This window comes from Fusobacterium perfoetens (genome assembly GCF_021531475.1).
Classification (GTDB): Bacteria; Fusobacteriota; Fusobacteriia; order Fusobacteriales; family Fusobacteriaceae; genus Fusobacterium_B.
Genome location: NZ_JADYTX010000022.1, coordinates 1 through 23,287, shown reverse-complemented (window position 1 = coordinate 23,287; position 23,287 = coordinate 1). Strand labels below are relative to the sequence as shown.

The window sequence follows — 23,287 nt, the reverse complement described above, 5'->3', positions numbered from 1 at the left end:
GAATGAATATGAAAGATATTTTACTAAAACATAAAAAAATATTTTGTATAAGTCTACCTCTTTTTTTAATTATGTTGGTAGTTTATTTAGCCATATACAGATTAGAAACTTTGGTGAGCATAGGTTTTTCACTATTTACCAAAGGGGGACTTCATGCAGAAAAAGTATTTTTTGAAAAGGGGAGCAATAAGACTAAGGGGAAAATAGTTCTTAAAAATGCAAAACTTTATGGAGAGAATAAATATTTGATAGCAGAAATTCCAACAGCAGATATTTTATACAACAATTGGAAAATAAACAATATCAATATCTATAATCCAGATGTTAATTTTGTAAGAGATGATTCAAGTTATAATATAGTAGATATTTTTATTGGAGGAAAAGCAAAGGTTAACAGTCCAAAACCTCCGAAACAAAAAAATGAAAAAGTATCAACATCTAAACCAATCCTCGAAAATATAAATGTCTATGATGGAAACCTAGTTTATTATGATGAAACTTATACAGAGCAAATCGTAAAAAAATTAGATAAGGTAAATGGATATGTAAGATTTTTAGAGGGATATAGAACTGATTTGGAGTTTCAAGGGGTAGGTATAGAGAACAGCAAAGAGAATATCTTTATAAAATTTGATAATTCTAAAAATAAAAATGAATTTACTATAAAAGCAAAAGATGTAAAATTTGACGATAAGCTATTTCAATATGCTTATGATAGTAAAAGTACCATAAAAGATGTTACAGGAGATGTAAACCTAAGTTTAAAAATAAGTAAAGATGGTTTCTTTGGGGATGGAACTTTAAGAGATGGTAGTGCAAGATATTTAGACTTAGATATGCCTATTAAAAATGTAAATCTTAATGTGAACTTTTTAGGAGATAATATCGACATCAGAGGAAAATATAAATTGGGAGATTATCCAGGAAAATTCACTTTGGATTATTCTAAGGAAAATGGAGTAAAAGTGGGATTTTATCAAAAAGATATTCTCTATACTGATGCTGAAAAATATAAATATTTAAAAACTTTAAATCTTGGTTTTCCTCAAATGAAATTGGAAAAAGCCAATGTAGAACTTTTTTATAAAGATAAGTTTAGGGCAGAGGTAGATTTTGCAAGTCAAAATGGAGATAGATTTGGAGAGTTTTCTTTTAAAGATATAATTGGAAAGTTTGTCTATGAAGAAGATACTTTTTATCTTAAAGACGTTTATTCTAAAATATTTGTAAAAAATAAAGCAACAGAGAGAGAAGTCATAGGAAATTTAACATTAAAAGATGGAAAAGGTAAAACAGAGTTGGATATTTTGGGAAATGAAAAAAATCTACTTTCGGATTTTAAGGTTAATTTTGATTTTGAAATATTAAAAGAGAAATTTTTATTTGATGTAAAATCAAGAATTTTAAATATAGATGGAGATTATACTTTTGATACTAAAGAGCTTGTGCTAAAGCAGGGAAATTCTTTTTATTCTAAATATAATTTTGATAAAAAATATGTTGAGGAGATAAAGGGGACAATCCTTACTTATATTAATGGATATGAGTTTAAAACAATATTAGAGCCTAAAGAGAGAGTGTTATTTGTAAAATCTACAATAGGAGAAAATAATAAAAAATCTCAAGGGGAAGTAAAGGCTGAGTTATATCTTGATACCTTTGATTATTGGATAAATTTTGATTTGAAAAACATAAAATTATCTGATGAAAAAGGGACTATTGCTGGAAGTTATAGAGGAAAGATAGAAAGTCTTGATAAAGTTTTTCAAGGACAATGTTTTATTGAAAAGGGTACTCTCTATGAAAGAAAAAATAATATAGCTCTTAGAAGAATTTACGGAGTTGTAGATATAAATAATAAAAATCCTAAGAGGATTATGGATATATTTTTTGATGGAGAGATTGGAAAACTCACAACCAATACAGAGAGAATAAAAGGGATTAAAGTTGCAGGAAGATATTTTAACCATAGGTTAGAGGTGTTAGATTTTACAAACAGATATATAAGTCTTTTTGGAAATCTTAATCTAAAAACGCAGTTTTTAAACTTCAATGTAAAATTTAATGAGATAACTGAAGATGTATTTCCAATAGATAAAGTAGATTATGAGATTACAAGTGCAGAGGGAAAAATCCTTGGAAGTATAAGAGAGGGGATAGACCACCTAAAAGGAGATTTCTTTGTAAAAGATGCTCATATTAACTTTGGAGAGGATAAAAAAATAGATTTCTTTGGAGAGATAAAATATACTAACAGAGAGCTTTATTCAAAAGAATTTCTCATTGGAAAAAATATTTTAGATTTTAGATACTCTGTAAAAGATGAAAAGGGAAATTATAAATTTAAAATAAATGAAAATGAGATAATAAATATTATTCCTAGGACAAAACTTAAAATCACAGGAGAAAGTACAGGAGAGATAATAAGAGATAGAGTCAAAGGAAAATTTGATGGAGAAATAATCGGACTTAAGGCTGGAGATAAATATCTACCAAAGATTGTTTTAAATGGAAATTATACTAATGAGGGAGTGGATTTTAAAAATATTAGTTTTCTAACAAAGGATAAAAGAAAGATAGCTAAGGTAAATGGAAAAATAGATTTTAGAAAAAAATATTTAGAATTTGAGTTGCCTGGTCAAAATATAAGACTAAGAGATTTGGAGTTTTTAGATAGGGAGCTAGATGGAAATATAATTCTTGACGGAAAACTTAACGGGTCTTTTGATGAGATAAAATATCAATTTTCTTCAAGTGATAGTAAAATTTATTATCAAAATAGATTTGTGGGAAGTGGGGCTTTTGCAGTCCACGGAGATAAAAAAGATATATTTATTGAAGACTTTGATTTGAAAAATGGAAAAAATAGATTTAAAATCTTGGGAAACTACAATATAGAAAAAAATCTAGCAAATATTAAACTGGAATCATCTATAGAAAAGTTTGAGAACTTAAATGGTGTACTATCTAAGTATGGAATTAAAAATCTAGGTGGAAGAGCAAGAGTAAACCTTGAACTTGTTGATAATATTCCACAAGGAAATCTATTACTAGACAATCTAAGTGGAGATTTTTCTAAATTTAATCTATACTTAAAAAATATAAATGGTAAAATGGCAATTGATAAATCTAAAATAAAGATAGATTCTTTAGCTGGAAATATCAACAACGGAAGGCTAAAACTTTTAGGAGAGATCAAATACAATAACAATTTAGACGATTTTATGGTTGATTCTTTTGAAAAATTAAGTTATAATTTAACTTTAGAGGGTAAAAACATCGATTATATTTATAAAGACCTTGTAAAGATTAATTTTAGTACAAGACTAAGATTTATTAAAGATAGACTTTATGGAACTGTAAATATAAACAATGGAAAGATTTCAAATATCACCAGCAAAGATTTTGGAATTATAAAAACCATAAAAGAGTTTTTAAAGAAAAAAGAGAGAGACAAAGGTACAGGTATAAAAAATCTTGATATTCCTGTGGATAACTCTAGAATGAAAGATTCAGATATTAAGGTAAATATTAGAATTAACAATGAAAATGGAATAAAAGTTGACATAAAAAATATAGCTGGATATATAACAGATGTCAAAGGAGAAATCCATAGTTCAGGAATTTTGACAGGAAGTTTGGAAAATTTAAACTTTTTGGGAGAAAGTAGCATCAAAGAAGGAGAGTTTAGTTTTAATAATAAGAAATTTTATGTAGATAGGGCAGCAGCTTTATTCAATGATAAAAATCAAACTATTTTAAAAGCTAATCCAGAGATTATATTTATTACAAAGACTAATATGAATTCTAAAATCTACGAGATTTCACTTATGGGTCCAGCTAGAAAATTGGATATGTATGTAAAGAGTGAAAATGAAGTTTCTGTTAGTGGGGTAAATGATATATTATTCTCAGATGGAGGAAATAGCGACAGCGCAAATGAAAATACAGTTGCTTTTATAACAGAATTAGTTGGGGGACAAATTTCTGATATAGTGGTCAGTCCGATAGTAGATGTTGTAAAAACTCTGTTTGGACTTTCTGATTTAAGGGTGTCTTCTAGTATAATTACTCACGAAAAAAATAAAAATAATGAGGAAGAAGAATCAACAATGTCATTTGGAGCTTATGTAGAAGCTGAAAATCCTATATACAAGGATAAATTATTTTGGAAAGCTAGATTTAATTTTGTAGATACCACAGACGTGACAAACTCTAATTTAAGTATGAAAAATTGGATAGAATATGATTTGGGTATTTATCAAAAAATAAATAAAAACTTGTCATTTGGAGGAGGTGTTCAAAAACTTAGAAAGGATATAGATATGTTTGAAAAAGACAAAAATCACTATATAGAATTCAAATTTGAGAAAAAATTTGATTTTTAACAAATGGGGGTAAAGATGAGAAAGCGATTAATGATCTTGCTGAGCTTTATTTTTATGCTAGTTGCTTATGGTAACACTGAGCAAAAAACAAATTATAAAATTCAGGAGATAATAACTAGAAACCTAGTTGAAGTTCCCGAAGCCACTATCGTAAATATGATGACTGAAAAAGTTGGAGATAACTTTTCAACAGAAAATATGATAAGTGACTACAAAAAAATAAAAGAATTAGATTACGTGGAACAAGTAGCACTATATCCAGAATATTCTGAAGGTGGAATAAATATAGTTGTTAAAATTCAAGAAAAGCCTAACGCAAAAGAATTATTAACACAACAAGGAATTATTCCTATGTCTGAAAGAGATATTGTAGATAAAAGTATCGTTATAAAAGATGTAAGAATATATGGAAATACAAATCTTACTAAAAAAGAGATTATGAAAGATATTCCAGTAAAAGTTGGAGGATATTACTCTAAAAAAAGAATAGCTGAAGGTTATGAAAACCTAAGAAAATCAGGACTATTCAGACAAGTAATACCAGATATCAAAAAACAAGGGAATGGAGTAGTAGTAGAATACCATGTTGTTGAAAATCCTGTTATCACAGGAGTTAATATCATAGGAAATACAATCTATTCTACTGAAGAATTAATGTTAGATTTTAAAACTAAACCAAATCAAGTTTTAAACGCTAATAACTTAAGGGCTGACGGAGCTGCATTGTTAAAAAAATATAATGATGATGGTTACGTTTTAGCAAGAATTTTAGATGTTACTTTAAATAACTCTTTTGAAGTAGAAATATTCCTAAGTGAAGGAATCACTAGAAATATTGAATATAAAAAAATGGTAACAAAACAAAGAGGAGAAAGAAGACAACCAACTGATAATCTATTAAAAACAAAAGAATATGTAATAGATAGAGAGGTTGAACTTCACGAAGATACAATATTCAACATTAACGAATATAACGAAACAGTTAAAAACTTAATGAGACTTGGATATATCAAAAATGTTAAATATGAAACAAGAGATATAATTGGGGATCCTGATGGTCAAACTGTTGTATTATTAATAGAAGAAGATAGAACAGCAAGAATACAAGGAGCTGTATCTTATGGTTCTGAACTTGGACTTTTAGGAATGTTATCATTAGAAGAAACAAACTGGAAAGGAAGAGGACAAGATTTATCTCTTAACTTTGAAAAATCTGACGAAGACTATACAAGTTTCTCTATAAACTTCTCAGATCCTTGGATAAAAGATACTGATAGAATTTCTTGGGGTTGGAGCTTATATAGAAATGAATATGAAAATGACGACAGCCGTGCTTTCAATAAAATAGAAACTTCAGGATTTAGAGTAAATGTTGGAAAAGGACTTTCTAAATATGTAAGACTTAACCTATCTGGAAAAGTTGAGTATGTGGAAACAAATCCATTAGATTTCTCTGAATTAAACGATACAGAGAAAAAAGAGTATTATGATGATAAATATTGGGTTTACAGTTTAACACCATCAATATCTTACGATACAAGAAATAGTCGTTTCGATCCTACAAAAGGAGAATTCTATAAATTTGGTGTAGAACTTGGATATGCAACTGGTGAGGAAGCTGACTACTTCGCTAATACAACTTTTGAAGCTAGAAAATATCACAGAGGATTTACAAAAGATAATACTTTTGCATATAGATTAGTTTTAGGAATCCAAACTGATGGAACAAAAGAATCTCAAAGATACTGGGTTGGTGGAGGATCAACTCTTAGAGGATTTGATGGAGGAGATTTCAAAGGTACTCAAAAAGCTGTAATCAATATTGAAAATAGAACAAGATTTAATGATGTATTAGGTGGAGTAATATTCTTTGACATCGGAAGAGCTTGGAACTATAAGGGAATTGACCAAGGATATATGGGAGATAAAACTCCTAACAGTATTTGTTATGATGAGAAATTCCCAGATGATATTGCTATGTCAGCAGGGGTAGGACTTAGAATAAACACTCCTATGGGACCATTAAGATTTGACTTTGGATGGCCAATAGGTAGCGATAGAAGATCTGGAATGGAATTTTACTTCAATATGGGACAATCATTCTAGTCTAAATAAAAAAATGGAGGTTTTAACGTGAAAAAAATAGCATTAGTAGCATTAGCAGTGGCTATGTCAACACAAGCTTTAGCATTAAAAATAGGAGTAGTAAATACACAAGAGCTATTCTTTAAATATTCTAAAACAAAAGCTATGGAAGAAAATCTAAAAAAACAAACTTCATCTTTAGACAATACTTTAAAACAAAAACAAGTAGAACTTCAAAAAATGGAGTTAGAATTAAAAGCTAAAGGTTCTAAAGTAACTGATAAAGATAAAAAAGCTTTTGAAGATAAAATAAAAATGTTAGAAAAATTTGTTAAAGATTCTCAAGTAAAACTTAATAAAGAAAGAGCAACAAGAATGGCTGAAATAGAAAAAACTATGGAAAAAGCTATTGATAAAGTAGCGAAAGCTGAAAAAGCTGACTATGTATTAGAAGCTGGAGCTGTAAAATTTGGTGGAGTAGATATGACATCAAAAGTTTTAGCTGAAATGGAAAAATCTAAATAATAAAAAAGGGGGTTAGCAATGGAATATAAAATATTAGATGTTGCTAATCTTCTTGGTTGTGAAATTAAAGGGGACAAAAACCTTTGTGTAAAAGGTCTTGCCCCTTTTTTTCAAGCAAAAGAAGACGAGTTAACATTTGCTAGTGATGAAAAATTTTTGCATAAATTAAATGAAACAAAGGCTAAGGTTGTAATTGTGCCGAGTATCGAATTGCCAGAACTTGGAAAAACTTACTTATTAGCTACACAAGATCCAAGAAAATTAATGCCACTTCTTTTAAAATTCTTTAAAAGAGAAACTAAAAAAATGGAAAAACCTATTGAGGATTCTGCAAAACTTGGAAATAATGTAGAGGTAGCACCTCATGTTTATATCGGTCATGATACAGAGATTGGAGATAATACAAAAATTTATCCAAATGTAACAATATGCGAGGGAGTAAAAATCGGAAAAGATTGTATAATTTATCCAAATGTAACTATAAGAGAGTTTTGTGAGATAGGAGATAGAGTAATTCTTCAACCAGGAGTTGTTATTGGCGGAGATGGATATGGTTTCGTTAAAGTAAATGGAAATAATATCAAAATTGAGCAAATCGGAAAAGTTATAATTGAAGACGATGTAGAAATCGGAGCAAATACAACTGTTGATAGAGGAGCAATTGGAGATACTGTTATAAAACAATATTCAAAACTAGATAACTTAATTCAAGTGGCACATAATGTTATAATCGGTAAAAACTTCTTGGCTGCCTCACAAGCTGGAATTGCAGGAAGTACAGAGATAGGAGATAATGTTACTTTTGGTGGACAAGTAGGAGTAGGTGGACATGTTAAGATAGCTAGTGGAACTACTGTGGCAGCTAAAGGTGGAATTACAGGAAATATATTGGAAGAAAACCAAGTTTTAGGTGGATACCCACTTCTTCCATTAAAAGACGATATGAAAGTAAAAGCTAGTCTAAAGAAACTTCCAGAACTTCTAAAGAGAGTAAAAACTTTGGAAAAAGAATTAGAAAAACTAAATAAATAATAAAAATTTTACCCTTTATTTTTTAATAAGGGGTATTTTTTTATGAAAAAATAAAAAATATTTTCCTTTGAATTTTTAGAAAAATAAAAAAAATTGTACATAAGTATTTAATAAATTTTCATTTCGTGGTACAATATACAAATCAAGAATATAGATAAAGAGAGAGGAATTATGAAAAAGAGATTATTTTTTAATAAGTACGATGATATGAAATATATTTCTCACCTAGATCTCTTAAGGGTAATGGATAGACTTCTTAGAAGAAGTGGAGTACCTATAAAGTATTCTCAAGGATTTCACCCAAGACCAAAAATATCTTTAGGAAACCCTATATCTTTAGGAACAGAGGCTTTTAATGAACCAATGGATATAGAACTTAGAGAAGATATGACTAATGATGAGCTTATGAAAAGGCTTAATAGCAAAAGTGTCTTAGGATTTGAGTTTACAAAGGTAATAGACATTGATGGAAAAACTTCCATTGCTGATGAGTACAAAGAGATGAGGTATGAGATAACAGGAGATCCCTCCTCCTTAGAAAAATTATACAATCTATTGTCTCAAGATGAGATTTTACTTATTAAAGAGAAAAAAGGAAAAGTAGAAACTAAAAATTTAAAACCAAGAATAAAATTCTTTGAGAGAAAAGGGGATGTGATAAATCTAATAATAGAAAACATGTCGCCAAATTCTCTTTTAAATATATGTGAAGTAGCTATAAAAGATGTGGCTATAAAAAGATTTTGTGTAGAAAAATAATTTTATATAAAGATGAGTATTAAGGGAGGAAATGAAATGCTAGATTTAAAATTTATGCGTGAAAACAAAGAACTTATCGAAGAAATGTTAAAAAACAGAAATAGTGATTTAACACTAGATGAGTTTGCAAAATTAGATGAGGAAAGAAGAGTTATATTATCAGAAGTAGAGGCTCTAAAAAATAAAAGAAATACTGAATCTCAAGAAATTGCAAGACTTAAAAAAGCTAAAGAAGACGCTACTGCTCTTATAAAAGAAATGGGAGAAGTTTCAGCTAAAATAAAAGAGTTAGATGAAAAATTAGCAGCTGTTGATGAAAAAATAAAATATATTCAAATGACAATTCCTAACAAATATCACGAAACAACTCCAATCGGTAAAGATGAAGATGAAAACGTTGAAATCAGAAGATGGGGAACTCCAAGAGAATTTACTTTTGAACCAAAACCTCACTGGGAAATTGGAGAAAAATTAGGAGTATTAGACTTTGAAAGAGGATCTAAATTATCTGGATCAAGATTTGTATTATACAGAGGTCTAGGAGCAAGACTTGAAAGAGCTCTAATCAACTTTATGCTTGATATGCACGTTGACGAACAAGGATATACTGAACACATCACTCCATTCTTAGTAAACAGAGAAATCTGTGAAGGAACTGGACAATTACCAAAATTTGAAGAAGATATGTATAGAACAGACAATGATATGTTCTTAATCTCAACTTCTGAAATCACTATGACAAATATCCATAGAAAAGAAATCTTAGATGAAAAAGATTTACCTAAATATTATACAGCTTACTCACCTTGTTTCAGAAAAGAAGCTGGATCTTATGGTAAAGACGTTAAAGGAATAATAAGAGTTCACCAATTTAACAAAGTAGAAATGGTAAAACTTGCTACTCCAGAAACATCTTATGATGAATTAGAAAAAATGGTTGTAAATGCTGAAGAAATATTACAAAGATTAGGATTACCATATAGAGTAATCTCTCTTTGTACAGGAGATATCGGATTCAGTGCTGCAAAAACTTATGACTTAGAAGTATGGTTACCATCTCAAAATAAATATAGAGAAATTTCTTCTTGTTCAAACTGTGAAGATTTCCAAGCTAGAAGAATGGGACTTAAATACAGACCAAATGGAAGCAACAAAAGTGAATTTGTTCACACATTAAATGGATCTGGACTTGCAGTAGGAAGAACATTAGTGGCTATAATGGAAAACTATCAACAAGAAGATGGATCATTCTTAATTCCAGAAGCACTAGTTCCTTATATGAAAGGAATAACAGTTGTTAAATAGTATCTCGTTACTGTTACTAATTGTAAATATAATAAATAGTAATTTAAAAGTATTAGGAGCAATTTTTATTTTATTGATTGCTCTTAATATATTTCTAAATAAAAATCTTTTAAAGAATATAAAAAAATTAAAAATCCTAATATATATATACTTTCTGACATTTTTTATGTATGTTTTTTCAGGTCAAGAGGGAGAAGTCATATTAAAAATTTTTGGAGTATATTTAACCAAAGAGGCTTTAATAAATTTTTTATCTAACTTTGTAAGGATAATGAATTTCATTATGGTGTCATGGTTAATAAAAGGAGATAGTGTATTATTTAATAAACTTGGAAGATATAAAAAAGTAATAGAAAATGTGGTCGAACTTGTACCAGAGGTATTTGTATTATTTAAAAAAAGGTTAAAAATTAAATCATTTTTAAGGCATATTTTGACATCTATAAAATTAGATGATATTTAATATTGCTTTTATGATTTATATTTGATAGAATTGAATAAATAATAAAACTATGAAGGAGGAATAAAAATGTCTTATAATTATAAAGACTTAGGTCTTTCTAACACAAGAGAGATGTTTAGAAAAGCAAACGAAGAGGGATACGCAGTTCCAGCATTTAACTTCAACAACATGGAACAAGTTATGGCAATAGTAGAAGCTTGTGCTGAAATGGGTTCTCCAGTTATATTACAATGTTCAAAAGGTGCTATGGAATATATGGGTTCATATATGGTTCCAATGTTAGCTAAAGCAGCTGTTGATTATGCAAGACTTGCAGGTTCAGATATACCAGTAGCTTTACACTTAGACCACGGACCAAGCTTTGAAGTAGCTAAAAAATGTATAGATGCAGGATTCTCTTCTGTTATGATCGATGGATCTCACTTCCCATTTGATGAAAACGTAGCAGAAGCTAAAAAAGTTGTTGAGTATGCTCACCAATTCGACGTTACTGTTGAAGCTGAACTTGGAGTTTTAGCAGGAATCGAAGATGATGTTAAAGCTGCTGAACATATCTACACAAACCCTGATGAAGTTGAAGCATTCGTAAAAGGTTCAGGAGTTGACTCTTTAGCAATCGCTATCGGAACTTCTCACGGAGCTCACAAATTCAAACCAGGAGATGACCCTAAATTAAGACTAGACATATTAGCTGAAATTGAAAGAAGAATCCCAGGATTCCCTATCGTATTACACGGATCTTCAGCAGTTCCAGGACAATATGTTGAAATGATAAAAGAATATGGTGGAACAATAAAAGACGCTATCGGAATCCCTGATTCTGAATTAAGAAAAGCTACTCAATCAGCTGTTGCAAAAATCAACGTTGATACTGACGGAAGATTAGCATTCACTGGTGGATTAAGAAAAGCTTTATTCACAAAACCAGGAGAATTCGACTTAAGAAAATACTTAGGACCAGCTAAAGAAGAAATGAAAGCTTACTACAAAACTAAAATAGTTGACGTATTTGGTTCTGAAGGAAGATATACAAAAGCAACTAAAGTTGTAAAATAGTTAAAATTAAAAATTATGTTTTTAAAGCAAGAAGAATGTTACTTCTTGCTTTTTTCTAATAATTTTTCAAAATGTAGATTTACTTCTAAATTAAACTAAAATATAAAAAGTAAAAGGCTGGGAAACCAGTCTTTTCTATTGAGAGAGGGGTAATAATGTGATATAATATTAAGGAGTGAAAGTAAAAATTTTGTGCATAAGTAGGGGGCGAATTATGACAAAACAGGAGTTAGAGTTTAGACAGGGAAATATTATAAAACTTTTAATAAAATTTTCAGTTCCAGCTACACTAGCAAGTCTTACAACTATAATTTACAACATAACTGATAGATATTATATAGGAAAAGCAGTAGGAAGAAATGGGATTGCTGCAATAGCCACAATTTTTCCACTTATTATGCTTTTAAATGCTTGTGGGACGTTATTTGCAATAGGTGGTGGAGCTTTATCAGGAATATATATGGGGCGTCAAGAGATTGACAATGCTAAAAAAGTTTTAGGCTCATCTTTTTTATGTTTAGTTATAATAGGTCTTGTATTTACAATTTTTGGTATTATTTTTATGGAGCCAATAGTTTTATTTTTAGGAGCTACCAAAAATAATATCCAATATGTAATTGATTATTGTAAATATTTTTTTCCCTCTATGACATTTCAGATTCTTATATTGGCTCTTTGTGCTTTTTTAAGGACTGACGGTCAACCAATGCTTTCTATGATGACAAATTTTACTTCAGCTGTTGCAAATATGATACTTGATTATATGTGGGTTGTAAAAATGGGATATGGAATGAAAGGGGCAGCACTAGCCACAACAATTTCCAATGTAATTCCTGGAATATTTTTGATAGTTTATTTTTTAAGAGGTAAACTTTTAAAATTAGAGATAGAGAAAATAAAACTTGATATAAAAATAATAAAAGAGGTTTTATCAATAGGAATATCAGGATTTTTTAACCAGTCATTAAACGGAGTTTATGCTTATTCTATAAATACTCGGCTTATAAAATATGGAGGAGAGTTGGCTCTTGCTGGTATGGGAATAATGACAATAGTTAGAAACTTTTTAAATACAAGTTATCTTGGTTTAAATCAAGGACGTCAGCCAATACTTTCATATAACTGGGGTGCTAAAAATTATAGACGGGTTATAAAAACTTTTGCTTATTCTATGGGAATGACAATATTTTTATCTATATTTTTGGTTATGGTTATAAGATTTAATTCAAGAAGTATAGCAGGTTTCTTTGTAAATAATGATGAAGAACTTATAAATTATACAGCAAAAGCTATTCCAATCCATTTGGGAATGATGATGAGTACAGCTATTTATCTTTCTTGTTCAAATTATTTCCAAGCAGTTGGAAAGGGAAAACTTACAACAAAACTTATAACTCTAAGATTAGCAATACTTACTATCCCTCTTACATATATTTTACCAATAAAATGGGGAGTAATGGGAGTTCTTTTAAGTTTTCCAATATCTGATACAATAGCTGCAATAACAGCTAGTATCGTTATGACAAAAGAGATGAAAAATGTAAGAAAAATGATGATAGAACAAGAAAAATTATAAAGTGAAGAAATATTACAAGATGAGGTGGTAATTTAATGAGAATTGTAGTGTCAGATTTAGATGGGACACTTCTTCAAGGTCATAGTAATGTAGGAGATTACACAATAGATGTAGTGAGAAAATTGATAGATAGTGGAGTAGAATTTGTTATTGCCAGTGGGAGAGGTAGACAAGGAATAGAATTTTTGATAAAAAAAATAGACAGAAAAGTTTATGCAATCTGTAACAACGGTGCAAATATTTATGATAAAGATGGAAATTGTATATATAGAAAAACTATAAACAAAGATTTGAGTATAGATCTTTTAAAAACTATAAGAGGGCAAGGGCTATTTTTTAGTGCTTTTGATGATGAAAATTTTTATTTTGATAAAGATGATTTAAATTATATAAAAAGAAAAAACTTTAAAGAAAAACCTTTAGAAAAATTAGAAGATGTACCAGAGCTTAGCAAAATAATTATTGTTGAAGAACCAGAAAATATTTTGAAAATTGCAAAATTTTTAAGAGATAAATATAAAGATATAGTGGAGATAACAATATCTGATCCCGAATGTGTGGATATAGTTCCTAGTGGTTGTAGCAAGGGAGAGGGAGTAGAAGTTATTGGAAAACTTTTAAATATTCCTTGTGATGAGATTATGGCATTTGGAGATGGAGAAAACGATCTTGCAATGCTTAGAAAAGTTGGTTATCCAGTGGCAATGGAAAATGCTCAAGAGGTACTAAAAAAAGAAGTTAAAAATATAGCAACTCCAAATATGGAAGAGGGAGTAGCAAAATACATAGAAAAATATTTTAATTTATAATTGGAGGAAAAATGATAATAAAAGGAGTTATCTGCCCTAAATGTGGGGATTTTATTTTTTCAAGAAGTGGACACGATTACCACCCTTGTAGCTGTGGGACTGTTTTTATTGACGGTGGAGATGTAAAAAATAGTGTTTTGACCTACGAAAGAATTGGATTCGGAGGAGGTTATTCACTAGAAGATATAAAAAAAGAGTCTATTGATCTTAATCTTTCAAGAGCTGACCTTTTAAAAGAATTAGATTTTGAATATGAAATAAGAATATTAACAAAAGATATTTTTGAAAAAATAAAAAAAATAAATGAAGAGGGAAGAAGACCAGACTTAGAAGAAGTAATGTCTATGATGTATCCTGAAAGATTACCTATGTCAGAAAAATTAACTGCATATGATATAAAAGATTATATGGAGAGAGCTTATAAAATAAGTTCTTTAGAGAGAATTGACGCAAATATTATATATGAGGCTATGGGAAAAAATAATTTTAAATTTAGCCCTGTTCTTTTAAATGATATGGCAGAAAAATTAAATCTTCCTTTCTTTACAGAATATAGAAAAATGGTGGGAATATTCATAAGAGAGCAAGAAAAAATCTATTATAATTTACCAAAAGAAAAAGTTTTTTCAAAAATAAAGGTTTTAGGGCATAAGATTTATAAAATCTATCCTCAAAAAACTATAATAACTATATTTTTAAATGATTGTCTAGAAAGAAGGGGAATCATAAGAAAAGATGAGATGGTAGAGATATTCTAAGGGGGAAGAATGAGAAAAACTTTTATAATAGCAGATACACATTTTGGAGATTCCTCAATAATCACTTCTATTGGTAGAGATTTTGAAAGTGTAAAAGAAATGGATAGTTTTATGATAGAAAAATGGAACTCTGTCGTATCAAAAGATGATGATATAATAGTGGCTGGGGATTTTATAAGACTTCCTAGAGAAAATCAAAAAGAGTATGTAGAAAATATTTTAGGAAGACTTAACTTTCATACATTAGAACTTGTGGTAGGAAATCATGATACAGAAGATTTACTTGAGATAATGAGAGATCACTCAAAAAATATTAATATTTACAGATACCCAATAGTTAAAGATAACTTTTGGATAATAAGTCACGAGCCTATGTTTGTAAATGAGAGAACTGTGTGGGTAAATATTTTTGGACACGTTCATAATAATCCAAGCTATAGAGATATTAGCAGTCGTAGTATGTGTGTTAGTACAGAAAGACTTGATTATATACCTATTGAATGGGAAAAAGTAAAAGAAAGCGTAATCCAAGTGTCAAGAAAAGAATTAGAGAGATTTGAGAAATAACTTATTAAAAATATTAAAGTTATTATAAAATTATTTAAGAAAAAGATTTTTATTTAGATTTAAAAGTGATATAATAGTTCAATGACAAAATTAGTCAAAGTCAAAATAAAGTTGGAGGAATTTATGAAGATAATAATAGTGACAGGAATAAGTGGAGCAGGAAAAACCACAGCACTGAATATATTAGAAGATTCTGGTTATGTTACTATGGATAACTTATTATGTTCAATGGTAGTTTTTTTATTACAAAACTTAAATAAAGAAGATTCAACTTTGAAGATTGATAAATTGGCTTTAGGAATAGATAATAGAACAATACATACTTCAGAAGAATTTGCCATGATATATAATTGTTTAAAAGATATCAATGTAGATTTTGAGATAATATATCTAGATTCATCAGATGAGGCTCTTTTGAAAAGATATAATTTGACAAGAAGAAGACATCCAGTGAGAGGAAATACTTTGCTAGAAAGTATCCAAAAAGAAAAATTGTTTATGTCTGAAATGAAAGATAAATCAACTTATGTGATAGATACAAGTGAAACTAATACAAAAGAATTGAGAGAGGAAATACTAAATATAATAAATAATAGTGATGCCTCAAGAATAAGTGTTCATATAGAATCTTTTGGATTTAAGTATGGAATACCTATTGATAAAGATTTGATATTTGATGTAAGAGTTTTGCCAAATCCATATTATATAGATGAATTAAAAAATAAAACAGGAAATGATAAAGAGGTTTATGAATATGTAATGGGATTTGAAGAATCTGAAAAGTTGTATCAAAAAATCTATGATATGGTAAAATTTATGTTGCCACTTTATAAAAAAGACAATAAACAACATCTTTCAATAGGAATTGGTTGTAGTGGTGGTCAACATAGATCAGTGGCTTTTGTAAATAGACTTGCTGAAGATTTAGGAAATAATAAAAAAATAAAAGTATTGAAAAAACATAGAGAAGGAGATAAATCACACTGGACATAAAAAAATATAATATCCCAGAACTGCCTGGGGTTTATTTGATGAAAAATAGTGGAAAGGTTATATATGTAGGAAAGGCTAAAAACCTAAAGAGAAGAATTTATTCATATTTTTTTAGGGAACACGAAGATGAAAAAACAAAAAATCTTGTAAAAAATATCGAAGATATCGAAACTATCATTTGTAATAGTGAAATTGACGCTTTTGTCCTAGAAAATAACCTTATAAAAAAATATACACCTAAGTATAATATTCTTCTTAAAGATGAAAAAACTTATCCATATATTAAAATCTCAAAGGAGATTTTTCCAAAGATAAGTATTGTAAGAACTACAAAGGCTCTTGATACCAAAACTGGAGATTATTTTGGACCATATCCACAGGGAGCTTGGAATCTAAAAAAAGTATTGGTTAAGCTTTTTAAAATAAGAGACTGTAATAAGGATATGGATAAGGTTGCATCAAGACCTTGCCTTAAATATTATATGAAGATGTGTGATGGACCTTGTAAATTTAAAGATATTCAAAAAGAATATAAGGAAAATATTGATAATGTTATAAAAATTCTTAAAGGAAATGGAGAAAATGTAATAAAACTTCTTGAGAAAAAAATGAAACTTGCCTCAGAAGAGATGAGATTTGAAGAGGCGATTTTATACAGAAACCAACAAAGCGAAATAAAAGATATAGTTAATAATCAAGTAACAGAGTATGGACGGGATATAGATGAGGATGTTTTTGCCTTTGTGATAGATGGAGAAAAACTTTTCCTTTGTGTCCTTAATATGCGTGAGGGAAAAATTTTAGGGAAAACCTCCATTGTTATAAAATTAAAAGATAAACTATATGGAGATATTTTTCAAGATGTTGTAAGGGAGTTTTATTCAAAGCACCCAATTCCTAAAAATATAATCTTTCAATCTGAGTATGAGGAAAGTGATGAGTTAATAAAAGAGTGGCTTAAAATAAAAAAAGGTCAAGTTATTTATACTCACTATCCTAAAATAGATGGAAGAAGAAAAAAACTTTTAGATATGGCATATCTTAATATAAATAAAGATGTGGTAGATTATTATAATAAAAAAACTGTCATAGAAGAGGGAATGGATAGACTTTATAGAATTTTAAATCTTAAAAATTATCCAAGAAAAATTGAGTGTTTTGATATTTCTAATACTCAAGGAACTAACCCTGTGGCATCTATGGCTGTGTCAGTTGAGGGAAGAGCCTCAAAAAAAGATTATAGAAAATTTAAAATAACTTGTAAAGATACTCCAGATGACTTTTCAATGATGAGAGAGGTTATCGAAAGAAGATATTCAAAACTTAAAGAGAGTGAATTTCCTGATATTATTTTGATAGACGGAGGAATTGGGCAAATAAATTCAGCTGGAGAGATTTTAAAAAAAATCGGAAAGTTTGGAATAGCTGATCTTCTAAGTCTTGCAGAAAAAGAGGAGTTAATCTTTAAGTATGGAGAGGAAGAACCTTATAGACTTTCTCATTCTGATGAGGCTTTAAAAATTCTTATAAGAGTAAGAGATGAAACCCATAGATTTGGAGTTACTTATCATAGAAAACTTAGAAGTAAAAGAGTTCTTACAAGTGAGCTAGACGGAATAAAAGGTATCGGAGAAGTAAGAAAAACTGAACTTTTAAAGCGTTATGGGAGTGTAAAAAAAATAAAAGAATTGACAGTAAATGAACTAAAAAATATATTACCTGAAAAAGTAGCTATAGAATTACTAGAAAAATTAAAAAAATAACACAAAAGTTGATTTTTTTGGTATAATATATCTTGGAAATAAAAATAGTTTGGGGGAAGAAATGTTAATTTATTTAACTATATTAGTTTTAGTAGGAATATTTATATTTTTCTTAAAAGTACAAGAAAAAGAAAATAAAAAAAATATAGAAAAAATATTAAGAAGTCTTAAAGAAAAAAAGATTTATGAAAAAATTCCTGCTGAATTAAAAGAAGAATATATGGCAACTCTACACAAAATAATAAAACAAGATTTGGAATTGGATAATTCTATCATAGAACTTAGAGAGTACAGAAAAGAATTAGAAGTTACTTATAATACTTTACTTGAAAAATCTAAGAAACTAGAATATTCAAATCAAAGCTTAGAAGCTAAGGTAACAAGTCTTTCTAATATAAATGCTCTTTCAAGGACAGTACTATCTATTATGGATTTAGACCATATTATAAATATAATATTAGATGCGTACTTCGTACTTACTGGAGCAAAAAAAATATCTCTTTATCTTTGGGAAAATGGAAAATTAACCAATAAAAAAACAAGGGGAGATGTACATTTTAAAGGAGAGATAAGTTTTCCAGAAAATGTTTTAAAAGAATTTACATATAGTGATTATAAAAGAGTATATGAAGAATTAAAAAAAGAATTTAAGATAAAAGAGGATGAAATAATAATAGTTTCTCCGTTACTTATAAAAGAAAAAGAGTTTGGAGTAATATATATAATAGAGGATAAAGATAGATTTACTTCAAATGATGAGGAAACTATTTCAGCTCTTGGAATACAGGTTGCGATTTCTATAAATAATGCTAAAATGTATGCAGATTTAAGAGTAAAAGAGAGAATATCTCAAGAATTAGAAGTGGCATCAAGAATCCAAAAAAAAATCTTACCAGAAAAAATTACAGATATATTTGGATTACAAGTGGCAAAATATTTTGACCCTGCCAAAGAGGTTGGAGGAGATTACTACGACTATTCAAAAATTGATGATGAAAACTTCTCAATTACAATAGCTGATGTAAGTGGAAAGGGAGTTCCTGCAGCTTTTCTTATGGCGTTAGGTCGTTCTATAATGAAAACTTTGGAGATACAAAAACTTTCTCCCTCTGCAACTTTAAAAAATCTTAATAAAATTATCTATCCAGATATAACAGAAGATATGTTTATAACAATGCTACACAGTAACTTTAACTATAAAACTAAAGTTTTAACTTATTCAAATGCAGGTCACAATCCACTTATAGTGTATAGAGCAAAAACTGACGAGATAGAACTTCATACAACAAAGGGAGTGGCAATAGGATTTTTAGATAGTTATAACTATAAAGAGGGACAAGTAAAACTTGATAAAGGTGACGTAGTTATTTACTATACAGATGGTATTACAGAAACAGAAAATCACGAAAAAGAATTATTTGGAATAGAAAGACTTAAAAAAGTAATCTATGATAATAAAGATAAAGAACCTGACCAAATAAAAGATGTTATCCTTGACGAAATTAATAGTTTTAGAAAAGGATATCAACAGGTTGACGATTTAACTTTCGTTATTATAAAAAATACTGAAGATGCAATGGAAATATAGGAGAAGATATGGAAAAAAAATGTACAAGCGTAGGTGGACAAGCTGTAATAGAGGGAGTTATGATGAGAAATGGCTCTTTAGTGGCTACTGCAGTGAGAAGACCAAACGGAGATATAGTGTATAAAAAAACTTATATCTCTGAGAACAGAAAAAAAATATCTCAAATTCCTTTTGTAAGAGGAGCTGTTGTTTTGTTTGATTCTTTGGTAATAGGAATGAAAGAGTTAACTTTTTCTGTTAATGAAAGTGAAGAAAATGAAGAGGAACAACTTACAAATAAAGAGGCTATAATGACTACAGTTTTTTCTTTAGGACTTGGAATAGGACTTTTTATAGTTCTTCCATCTCTTATAAGTAGTTTTTTATTTGCTGGAAATAAGGCCTATACAAATATATTAGAGGGTGTTTTAAGACTTGTATTTTTCTTGGTATATATTTGGGCAATCTCTTTTTCAAAGGATATAAAAAGAGTTTTTGAATATCACGGAGCTGAGCATAAAACAATCTATGCTTATGAAAATGATAAGGAACTTACTCCAGAAAATGCAAAAGAATTTACAACACTACACCCAAGATGTGGAACAAGTTTTCTTTTAACAGTTATGCTTATAGCGATAATTGTTTTTAGTTTGATAGATTATCTACTACCAACACCAGAAACTTTATATATGAGAGTAATTTTAAGAGTAGTGTTAAGAGTGGCTTTAATGCCATTGATTGCTGGACTTTCGTATGAGTTTCAAAGATTTTCTAGTAAACATTTAGATAATTTATTTATAAAATTACTTGCAACACCAGGTCTTGCTTTACAAAAATTAACAACAAAAGAGCCAGACTTAAAACAACTTGAGGTAGCAATCGTTGCTATGAAAGTGGCACTGGGGTTAGAAGTTAATAATGCCACAGAAACAAAATAAAAGGGGTTACAAAAAATTTAACATATATAATATCTAGGAGGAAGAATGTATAACATAAGAAAAATTACAGAAGACTTATACTATATTGGGAGTGATGATATTCGTTTAGAGTTATTTGAAAATATACACCCAATTGAAAAAGGTGTTTCTTACAACTCTTATCTTTTATTAGACGAAAAGAGCGTTTTATTTGATACAGTAGACGCATCAAAAGGAAAAGAATTTTTAGAAAAAATAAAAGCAATATTAAATGGAAAAGAATTAGATTACTTAGTAGTTCACCATGTAGAGCCAGATCACGGAGCTATGATTGGAGAAGTAGTAGGACTTTATCCAAATGTAAAAGTAGTAGCATCTAAACAAGCTTTCGTATTTATGAAACAATTTGGAGCTAAAATTGAAGAAAATAATATGGTTGTTGTTAAAGAAGGAGATAAAGTATCTTTCGGTAAACATGAGTTTGTATTTGTAGGAGCACCAATGGTTCACTGGCCAGAAGCTTTAGTAAGTTTTGATACAACAACAAATACTTTATTCAGTGCTGATGCTTTTGGAACTTTCAGTTGCCTATATGGAAGATTATTTGATGATGACTTCAATATTGAATTAGAACTTATGGAAGAAATGAGAAAATATTATACAAATATTGTTGGTAAATTCGGAGTTCAAGTTCAAACATTACTAAAAAAAGCAAGTACATTAGATATAAAAATGATATGTCCATTACACGGACCAATCTGGAGAACAAACTTAGGTTTACTTTTAGATAAATATAACAAATGGAGTAAATACGAACCTGAACAACACGGAGTTTTAATTTGCTACGCATCAATGTATGGAAATACAGAAGCTGGAGCAATGTTACTTGCAAACAGATTAAAAGAAAAAGGATTACACAATATAGCTGTTTATGATGTATCAAAAACTGATGTATCAACTTTAATAGCAGAAACTTTCAAATATAGCCATTTAGTTTTAGCATCTCCAACATACAATATGGGAATCTTCCCTATAATGCATAACTATTTAGAAGATATGAAAGCTCTAAATGTTCAAAATAAAATAGTTGGAATTATTGAAAATGGTACTTGGGCTTGTAAAGCTGGAGACGAAATGATAAAAATAATCAAAGAAATGAAAAATATGATTGTTTTAGAAGAAAAAGTAAAAATTATGTCTTCACTTAACGAAGAATCAGAAAGAGAAATAGAAAATATGGCTGATTCTATATTAAAAACTTTATAATTTAGTTAAATAAAAAATTTAAAGAACTACTGTAAATTTACAAAATATAAACTAAAGTGCAGTAGTTCTTTTTTTATATAAAAATTTAGAAATTATTTTGATTTTCTAAGTCTAAGATTGTATAAAATTATAAAAAAGGAGGATAAAATGATATATTTATCAACTTTTTTGGGAGGAGTTCTTTCTTTTTTCTCCCCCTGTGTACTGCCAGTAATCCCCCTATATGTTGGTTATCTGTCTGGAGGAAATCTTCAAAATAGAAAGAGAATAATAGTGAATACAATATTTTTTACAATTGGAATATCCTTTGCTTTTTTTATTCTAAGTCTTGGATTTTCATCTCTTGGAATGTGGCTGCAACAATATAAAAGTATAATTAGTAAAATATCAGGGATTTTAATAATTACTTTGGGATTTTTTCAACTGGGAATTTTAAAATCTTCATCTCTTGAAAAGGAGAGAAAATTTTTTGTTGAGATTGATACTATGAATCCAATAATCGCTTTTTTACTAGGATTTACTTTTAGTTTTGCTTGGACACCTTGTATTGGACCAGCTCTTTCAAGTGTTTTATTCACTATAACAGCTTTAAAAGATATAAAAGTAGGATATACTTTGATGGCGATGTATACTTTAGGATTTACAATTCCTTTTTTACTTACAGGAATATTTAGTTCATACTTTTTAAAAGTTTTTAGAGAGAATATGGGAGTTATAAAATATACTACTAAGATAATGGGAGTTTTGCTTATAATCTTAGGTATTTTAATAATAAGTGATAGATTAAATCAAATAATAGGTTATTTAATGTAAAATTTAAGGAGGTAAAATGAAAAAAATAATAGGTATAATATTTTTAATGATTTCATTGGTAAGTTTTTCAAATAGTGCTAAAGCACCAGATTTTAATCTGAAAGACCAATATGGAGTAGTCCATTCTTTAGAAAATTATAAGGGAAAAGTTATATTTCTAAACTTTTGGGCAACTTGGTGTCCTCCTTGTAAAAAAGAGATGCCTGATATAGAGAATATCTATAAAGAATCTGGAGAAAATAAAAAAGATGTGGTAATTCTAGGGGTAAATAGTGAAAAAGAAAATGAAGTAAAGAAATTTTTGAAAGATAAAGGATATACTTTTCCAACTTTGATAGATGAAAATTCAGAGGTAATGAGAAAATATTTTATTCAAGCTTTCCCAACTAGCTTTGTAATAGATAAAGAGGGAAATGTCTACGGTTATGTTATGGGTGGACTTACTAAAGAACAGATAAAACAAGTAATAGAAGAGGTATTAAGTAAATAGATGATAATATAAAAGATATAAAAAATAGTATAATTAATTAAAAAATTCTCTTGACTATTAATAAATTTTATATAGAAGAGGGTGTGAAGAGTTTTCTGTAAATCTTAACTTTCTATGATAAAAATTGTTTAATTTAATATTTTTACTTTATATGG

Annotated in this window: 19 protein-coding genes; all 19 read left to right on the top strand. The window is 28.7% G+C overall.

Going from position 1 to position 23,287, the window contains the following annotated elements:
- The first annotated feature begins 8 nt into the window (after positions 1-8).
- The 19 genes from I6E15_RS06245 to I6E15_RS06155 all read left to right on the top strand — a co-directional run bounded on the left by I6E15_RS06245 (position 9) and on the right by I6E15_RS06155 (position 23,132).
- Positions 9-4,388 carry a hypothetical protein gene (locus I6E15_RS06245; RefSeq protein WP_235247008.1) on the top strand — a complete coding sequence of 1,460 codons (4,380 nt, stop codon included), beginning with the start codon at positions 9-11 and terminating at the stop codon, positions 4,386-4,388.
- Positions 4,389-4,403: 15 nt separating this feature from the next.
- Complete coding sequence (locus I6E15_RS06240; RefSeq protein ID WP_235247007.1) at positions 4,404-6,494, top strand: BamA/OMP85 family outer membrane protein; 2,091 nt, start codon at positions 4,404-4,406, stop codon at positions 6,492-6,494.
- Between the two features lie 27 nt (positions 6,495-6,521).
- A complete protein-coding gene (locus I6E15_RS06235) occupies positions 6,522-6,998 on the top strand; it encodes an OmpH family outer membrane protein (protein ID WP_235247006.1) in 477 nt (158 codons plus the stop codon).
- Positions 6,999-7,016: 18 nt separating this feature from the next.
- Positions 7,017-8,030, top strand: a complete 1,014-nt coding sequence (lpxD, locus tag I6E15_RS06230) for a UDP-3-O-(3-hydroxymyristoyl)glucosamine N-acyltransferase (RefSeq protein ID WP_235247005.1) — start codon at positions 7,017-7,019, stop codon at positions 8,028-8,030.
- Between the two features lie 171 nt (positions 8,031-8,201).
- A complete protein-coding gene (locus tag I6E15_RS06225) occupies positions 8,202-8,789 on the top strand; it encodes a TIGR03936 family radical SAM-associated protein (RefSeq protein WP_235247004.1) in 588 nt (195 codons plus the stop codon).
- A gap of 36 nt (positions 8,790-8,825) precedes the next feature.
- The gene (gene serS, locus I6E15_RS06220; protein WP_177161061.1) at positions 8,826-10,094 is read left to right on the top strand and encodes a serine--tRNA ligase; all 1,269 of its coding nucleotides are present in this window, start codon (positions 8,826-8,828) and stop codon (positions 10,092-10,094) included.
- 283 nt (positions 10,095-10,377) lie between these two features.
- Complete coding sequence (locus I6E15_RS06215; protein WP_235247003.1) at positions 10,378-10,557, top strand: hypothetical protein; 180 nt, start codon at positions 10,378-10,380, stop codon at positions 10,555-10,557.
- 66 nt (positions 10,558-10,623) lie between these two features.
- Positions 10,624-11,613 carry a class II fructose-bisphosphate aldolase gene (locus I6E15_RS06210; RefSeq protein WP_235247002.1) on the top strand — a complete coding sequence of 330 codons (990 nt, stop codon included), beginning with the start codon at positions 10,624-10,626 and terminating at the stop codon, positions 11,611-11,613.
- Between the two features lie 214 nt (positions 11,614-11,827).
- Positions 11,828-13,189, top strand: coding sequence for an MATE family efflux transporter (locus tag I6E15_RS06205; RefSeq protein ID WP_235247001.1), 1,362 nt, complete (start codon positions 11,828-11,830; stop codon positions 13,187-13,189).
- A 35-nt stretch (positions 13,190-13,224) separates the two neighbouring features.
- Positions 13,225-13,998 (top strand): HAD family hydrolase, encoded by a 774-nt coding sequence (locus I6E15_RS06200; RefSeq protein WP_235247000.1) that lies wholly within the window; start codon positions 13,225-13,227, stop codon positions 13,996-13,998.
- An 11-nt stretch (positions 13,999-14,009) separates the two neighbouring features.
- Entirely contained in the window at positions 14,010-14,756 is a 747-nt protein-coding gene (locus I6E15_RS06195) for a DUF7695 domain-containing protein (protein WP_235246999.1), read from the top strand.
- 9 nt (positions 14,757-14,765) lie between these two features.
- Positions 14,766-15,323: a hypothetical protein gene (locus I6E15_RS06190; RefSeq protein WP_235246998.1), complete on the top strand. Its 558-nt coding sequence runs from the start codon at positions 14,766-14,768 to the stop codon at positions 15,321-15,323.
- Positions 15,324-15,446: 123 nt separating this feature from the next.
- The gene (rapZ, locus tag I6E15_RS06185; RefSeq protein WP_235246997.1) at positions 15,447-16,316 is read left to right on the top strand and encodes an RNase adapter RapZ; all 870 of its coding nucleotides are present in this window, start codon (positions 15,447-15,449) and stop codon (positions 16,314-16,316) included.
- On the top strand, positions 16,307-18,079 hold the full coding sequence (gene uvrC / locus I6E15_RS06180; protein WP_235247015.1) for an excinuclease ABC subunit UvrC: 1,773 nt from the start codon (positions 16,307-16,309) through the stop codon (positions 18,077-18,079). The genes rapZ and uvrC overlap by 10 nt, the downstream gene beginning before the upstream one ends.
- Positions 18,080-18,140: 61 nt before the next feature.
- Complete coding sequence (locus I6E15_RS06175; protein WP_235246996.1) at positions 18,141-19,667, top strand: PP2C family protein-serine/threonine phosphatase; 1,527 nt, start codon at positions 18,141-18,143, stop codon at positions 19,665-19,667.
- Between the two features lie 8 nt (positions 19,668-19,675).
- Positions 19,676-20,584, top strand: coding sequence for a DUF1385 domain-containing protein (locus I6E15_RS06170; protein ID WP_235246995.1), 909 nt, complete (start codon positions 19,676-19,678; stop codon positions 20,582-20,584).
- Positions 20,585-20,629: 45 nt separating this feature from the next.
- Positions 20,630-21,829: an FprA family A-type flavoprotein gene (locus tag I6E15_RS06165; RefSeq protein ID WP_235246994.1), complete on the top strand. Its 1,200-nt coding sequence runs from the start codon at positions 20,630-20,632 to the stop codon at positions 21,827-21,829.
- A gap of 147 nt (positions 21,830-21,976) precedes the next feature.
- A complete protein-coding gene (locus tag I6E15_RS06160) occupies positions 21,977-22,642 on the top strand; it encodes a cytochrome c biogenesis CcdA family protein (protein ID WP_235246993.1) in 666 nt (221 codons plus the stop codon).
- Positions 22,643-22,658: 16 nt separating this feature from the next.
- Positions 22,659-23,132 (top strand): TlpA family protein disulfide reductase, encoded by a 474-nt coding sequence (locus I6E15_RS06155; protein ID WP_235246992.1) that lies wholly within the window; start codon positions 22,659-22,661, stop codon positions 23,130-23,132.
- Positions 23,133-23,287: the final 155 nt, after the last annotated feature.

Excerpts from the sequence above, each read along its gene's own strand:
- I6E15_RS06245 (WP_235247008.1), top strand. The coding sequence starts at position 9 with ATGAAAGATATTTTACTAAAACATAAAAAAATATTTTGTATAAGTCTA.
- I6E15_RS06240 (WP_235247007.1), top strand. The coding sequence starts at position 4,404 with ATGAGAAAGCGATTAATGATCTTGCTGAGCTTTATTTTTATGCTAGTT.
- lpxD (WP_235247005.1), top strand. The coding sequence starts at position 7,017 with ATGGAATATAAAATATTAGATGTTGCTAATCTTCTTGGTTGTGAAATT.
- I6E15_RS06225 (WP_235247004.1), top strand. The coding sequence starts at position 8,202 with ATGAAAAAGAGATTATTTTTTAATAAGTACGATGATATGAAATATATT.
- serS (WP_177161061.1), top strand. The coding sequence starts at position 8,826 with ATGCTAGATTTAAAATTTATGCGTGAAAACAAAGAACTTATCGAAGAA.
- I6E15_RS06215 (WP_235247003.1), top strand. The coding sequence starts at position 10,378 with ATGGTGTCATGGTTAATAAAAGGAGATAGTGTATTATTTAATAAACTT.
- I6E15_RS06210 (WP_235247002.1), top strand. The coding sequence starts at position 10,624 with ATGTCTTATAATTATAAAGACTTAGGTCTTTCTAACACAAGAGAGATG.
- I6E15_RS06205 (WP_235247001.1), top strand. The coding sequence starts at position 11,828 with ATGACAAAACAGGAGTTAGAGTTTAGACAGGGAAATATTATAAAACTT.
- I6E15_RS06200 (WP_235247000.1), top strand. The coding sequence starts at position 13,225 with ATGAGAATTGTAGTGTCAGATTTAGATGGGACACTTCTTCAAGGTCAT.
- I6E15_RS06195 (WP_235246999.1), top strand. The coding sequence starts at position 14,010 with ATGATAATAAAAGGAGTTATCTGCCCTAAATGTGGGGATTTTATTTTT.
- I6E15_RS06190 (WP_235246998.1), top strand. The coding sequence starts at position 14,766 with ATGAGAAAAACTTTTATAATAGCAGATACACATTTTGGAGATTCCTCA.
- rapZ (WP_235246997.1), top strand. The coding sequence starts at position 15,447 with ATGAAGATAATAATAGTGACAGGAATAAGTGGAGCAGGAAAAACCACA.
- I6E15_RS06175 (WP_235246996.1), top strand. The coding sequence starts at position 18,141 with ATGTTAATTTATTTAACTATATTAGTTTTAGTAGGAATATTTATATTT.
- I6E15_RS06170 (WP_235246995.1), top strand. The coding sequence starts at position 19,676 with ATGGAAAAAAAATGTACAAGCGTAGGTGGACAAGCTGTAATAGAGGGA.
- I6E15_RS06165 (WP_235246994.1), top strand. The coding sequence starts at position 20,630 with ATGTATAACATAAGAAAAATTACAGAAGACTTATACTATATTGGGAGT.
- I6E15_RS06160 (WP_235246993.1), top strand. The coding sequence starts at position 21,977 with ATGATATATTTATCAACTTTTTTGGGAGGAGTTCTTTCTTTTTTCTCC.
- I6E15_RS06155 (WP_235246992.1), top strand. The coding sequence starts at position 22,659 with ATGAAAAAAATAATAGGTATAATATTTTTAATGATTTCATTGGTAAGT.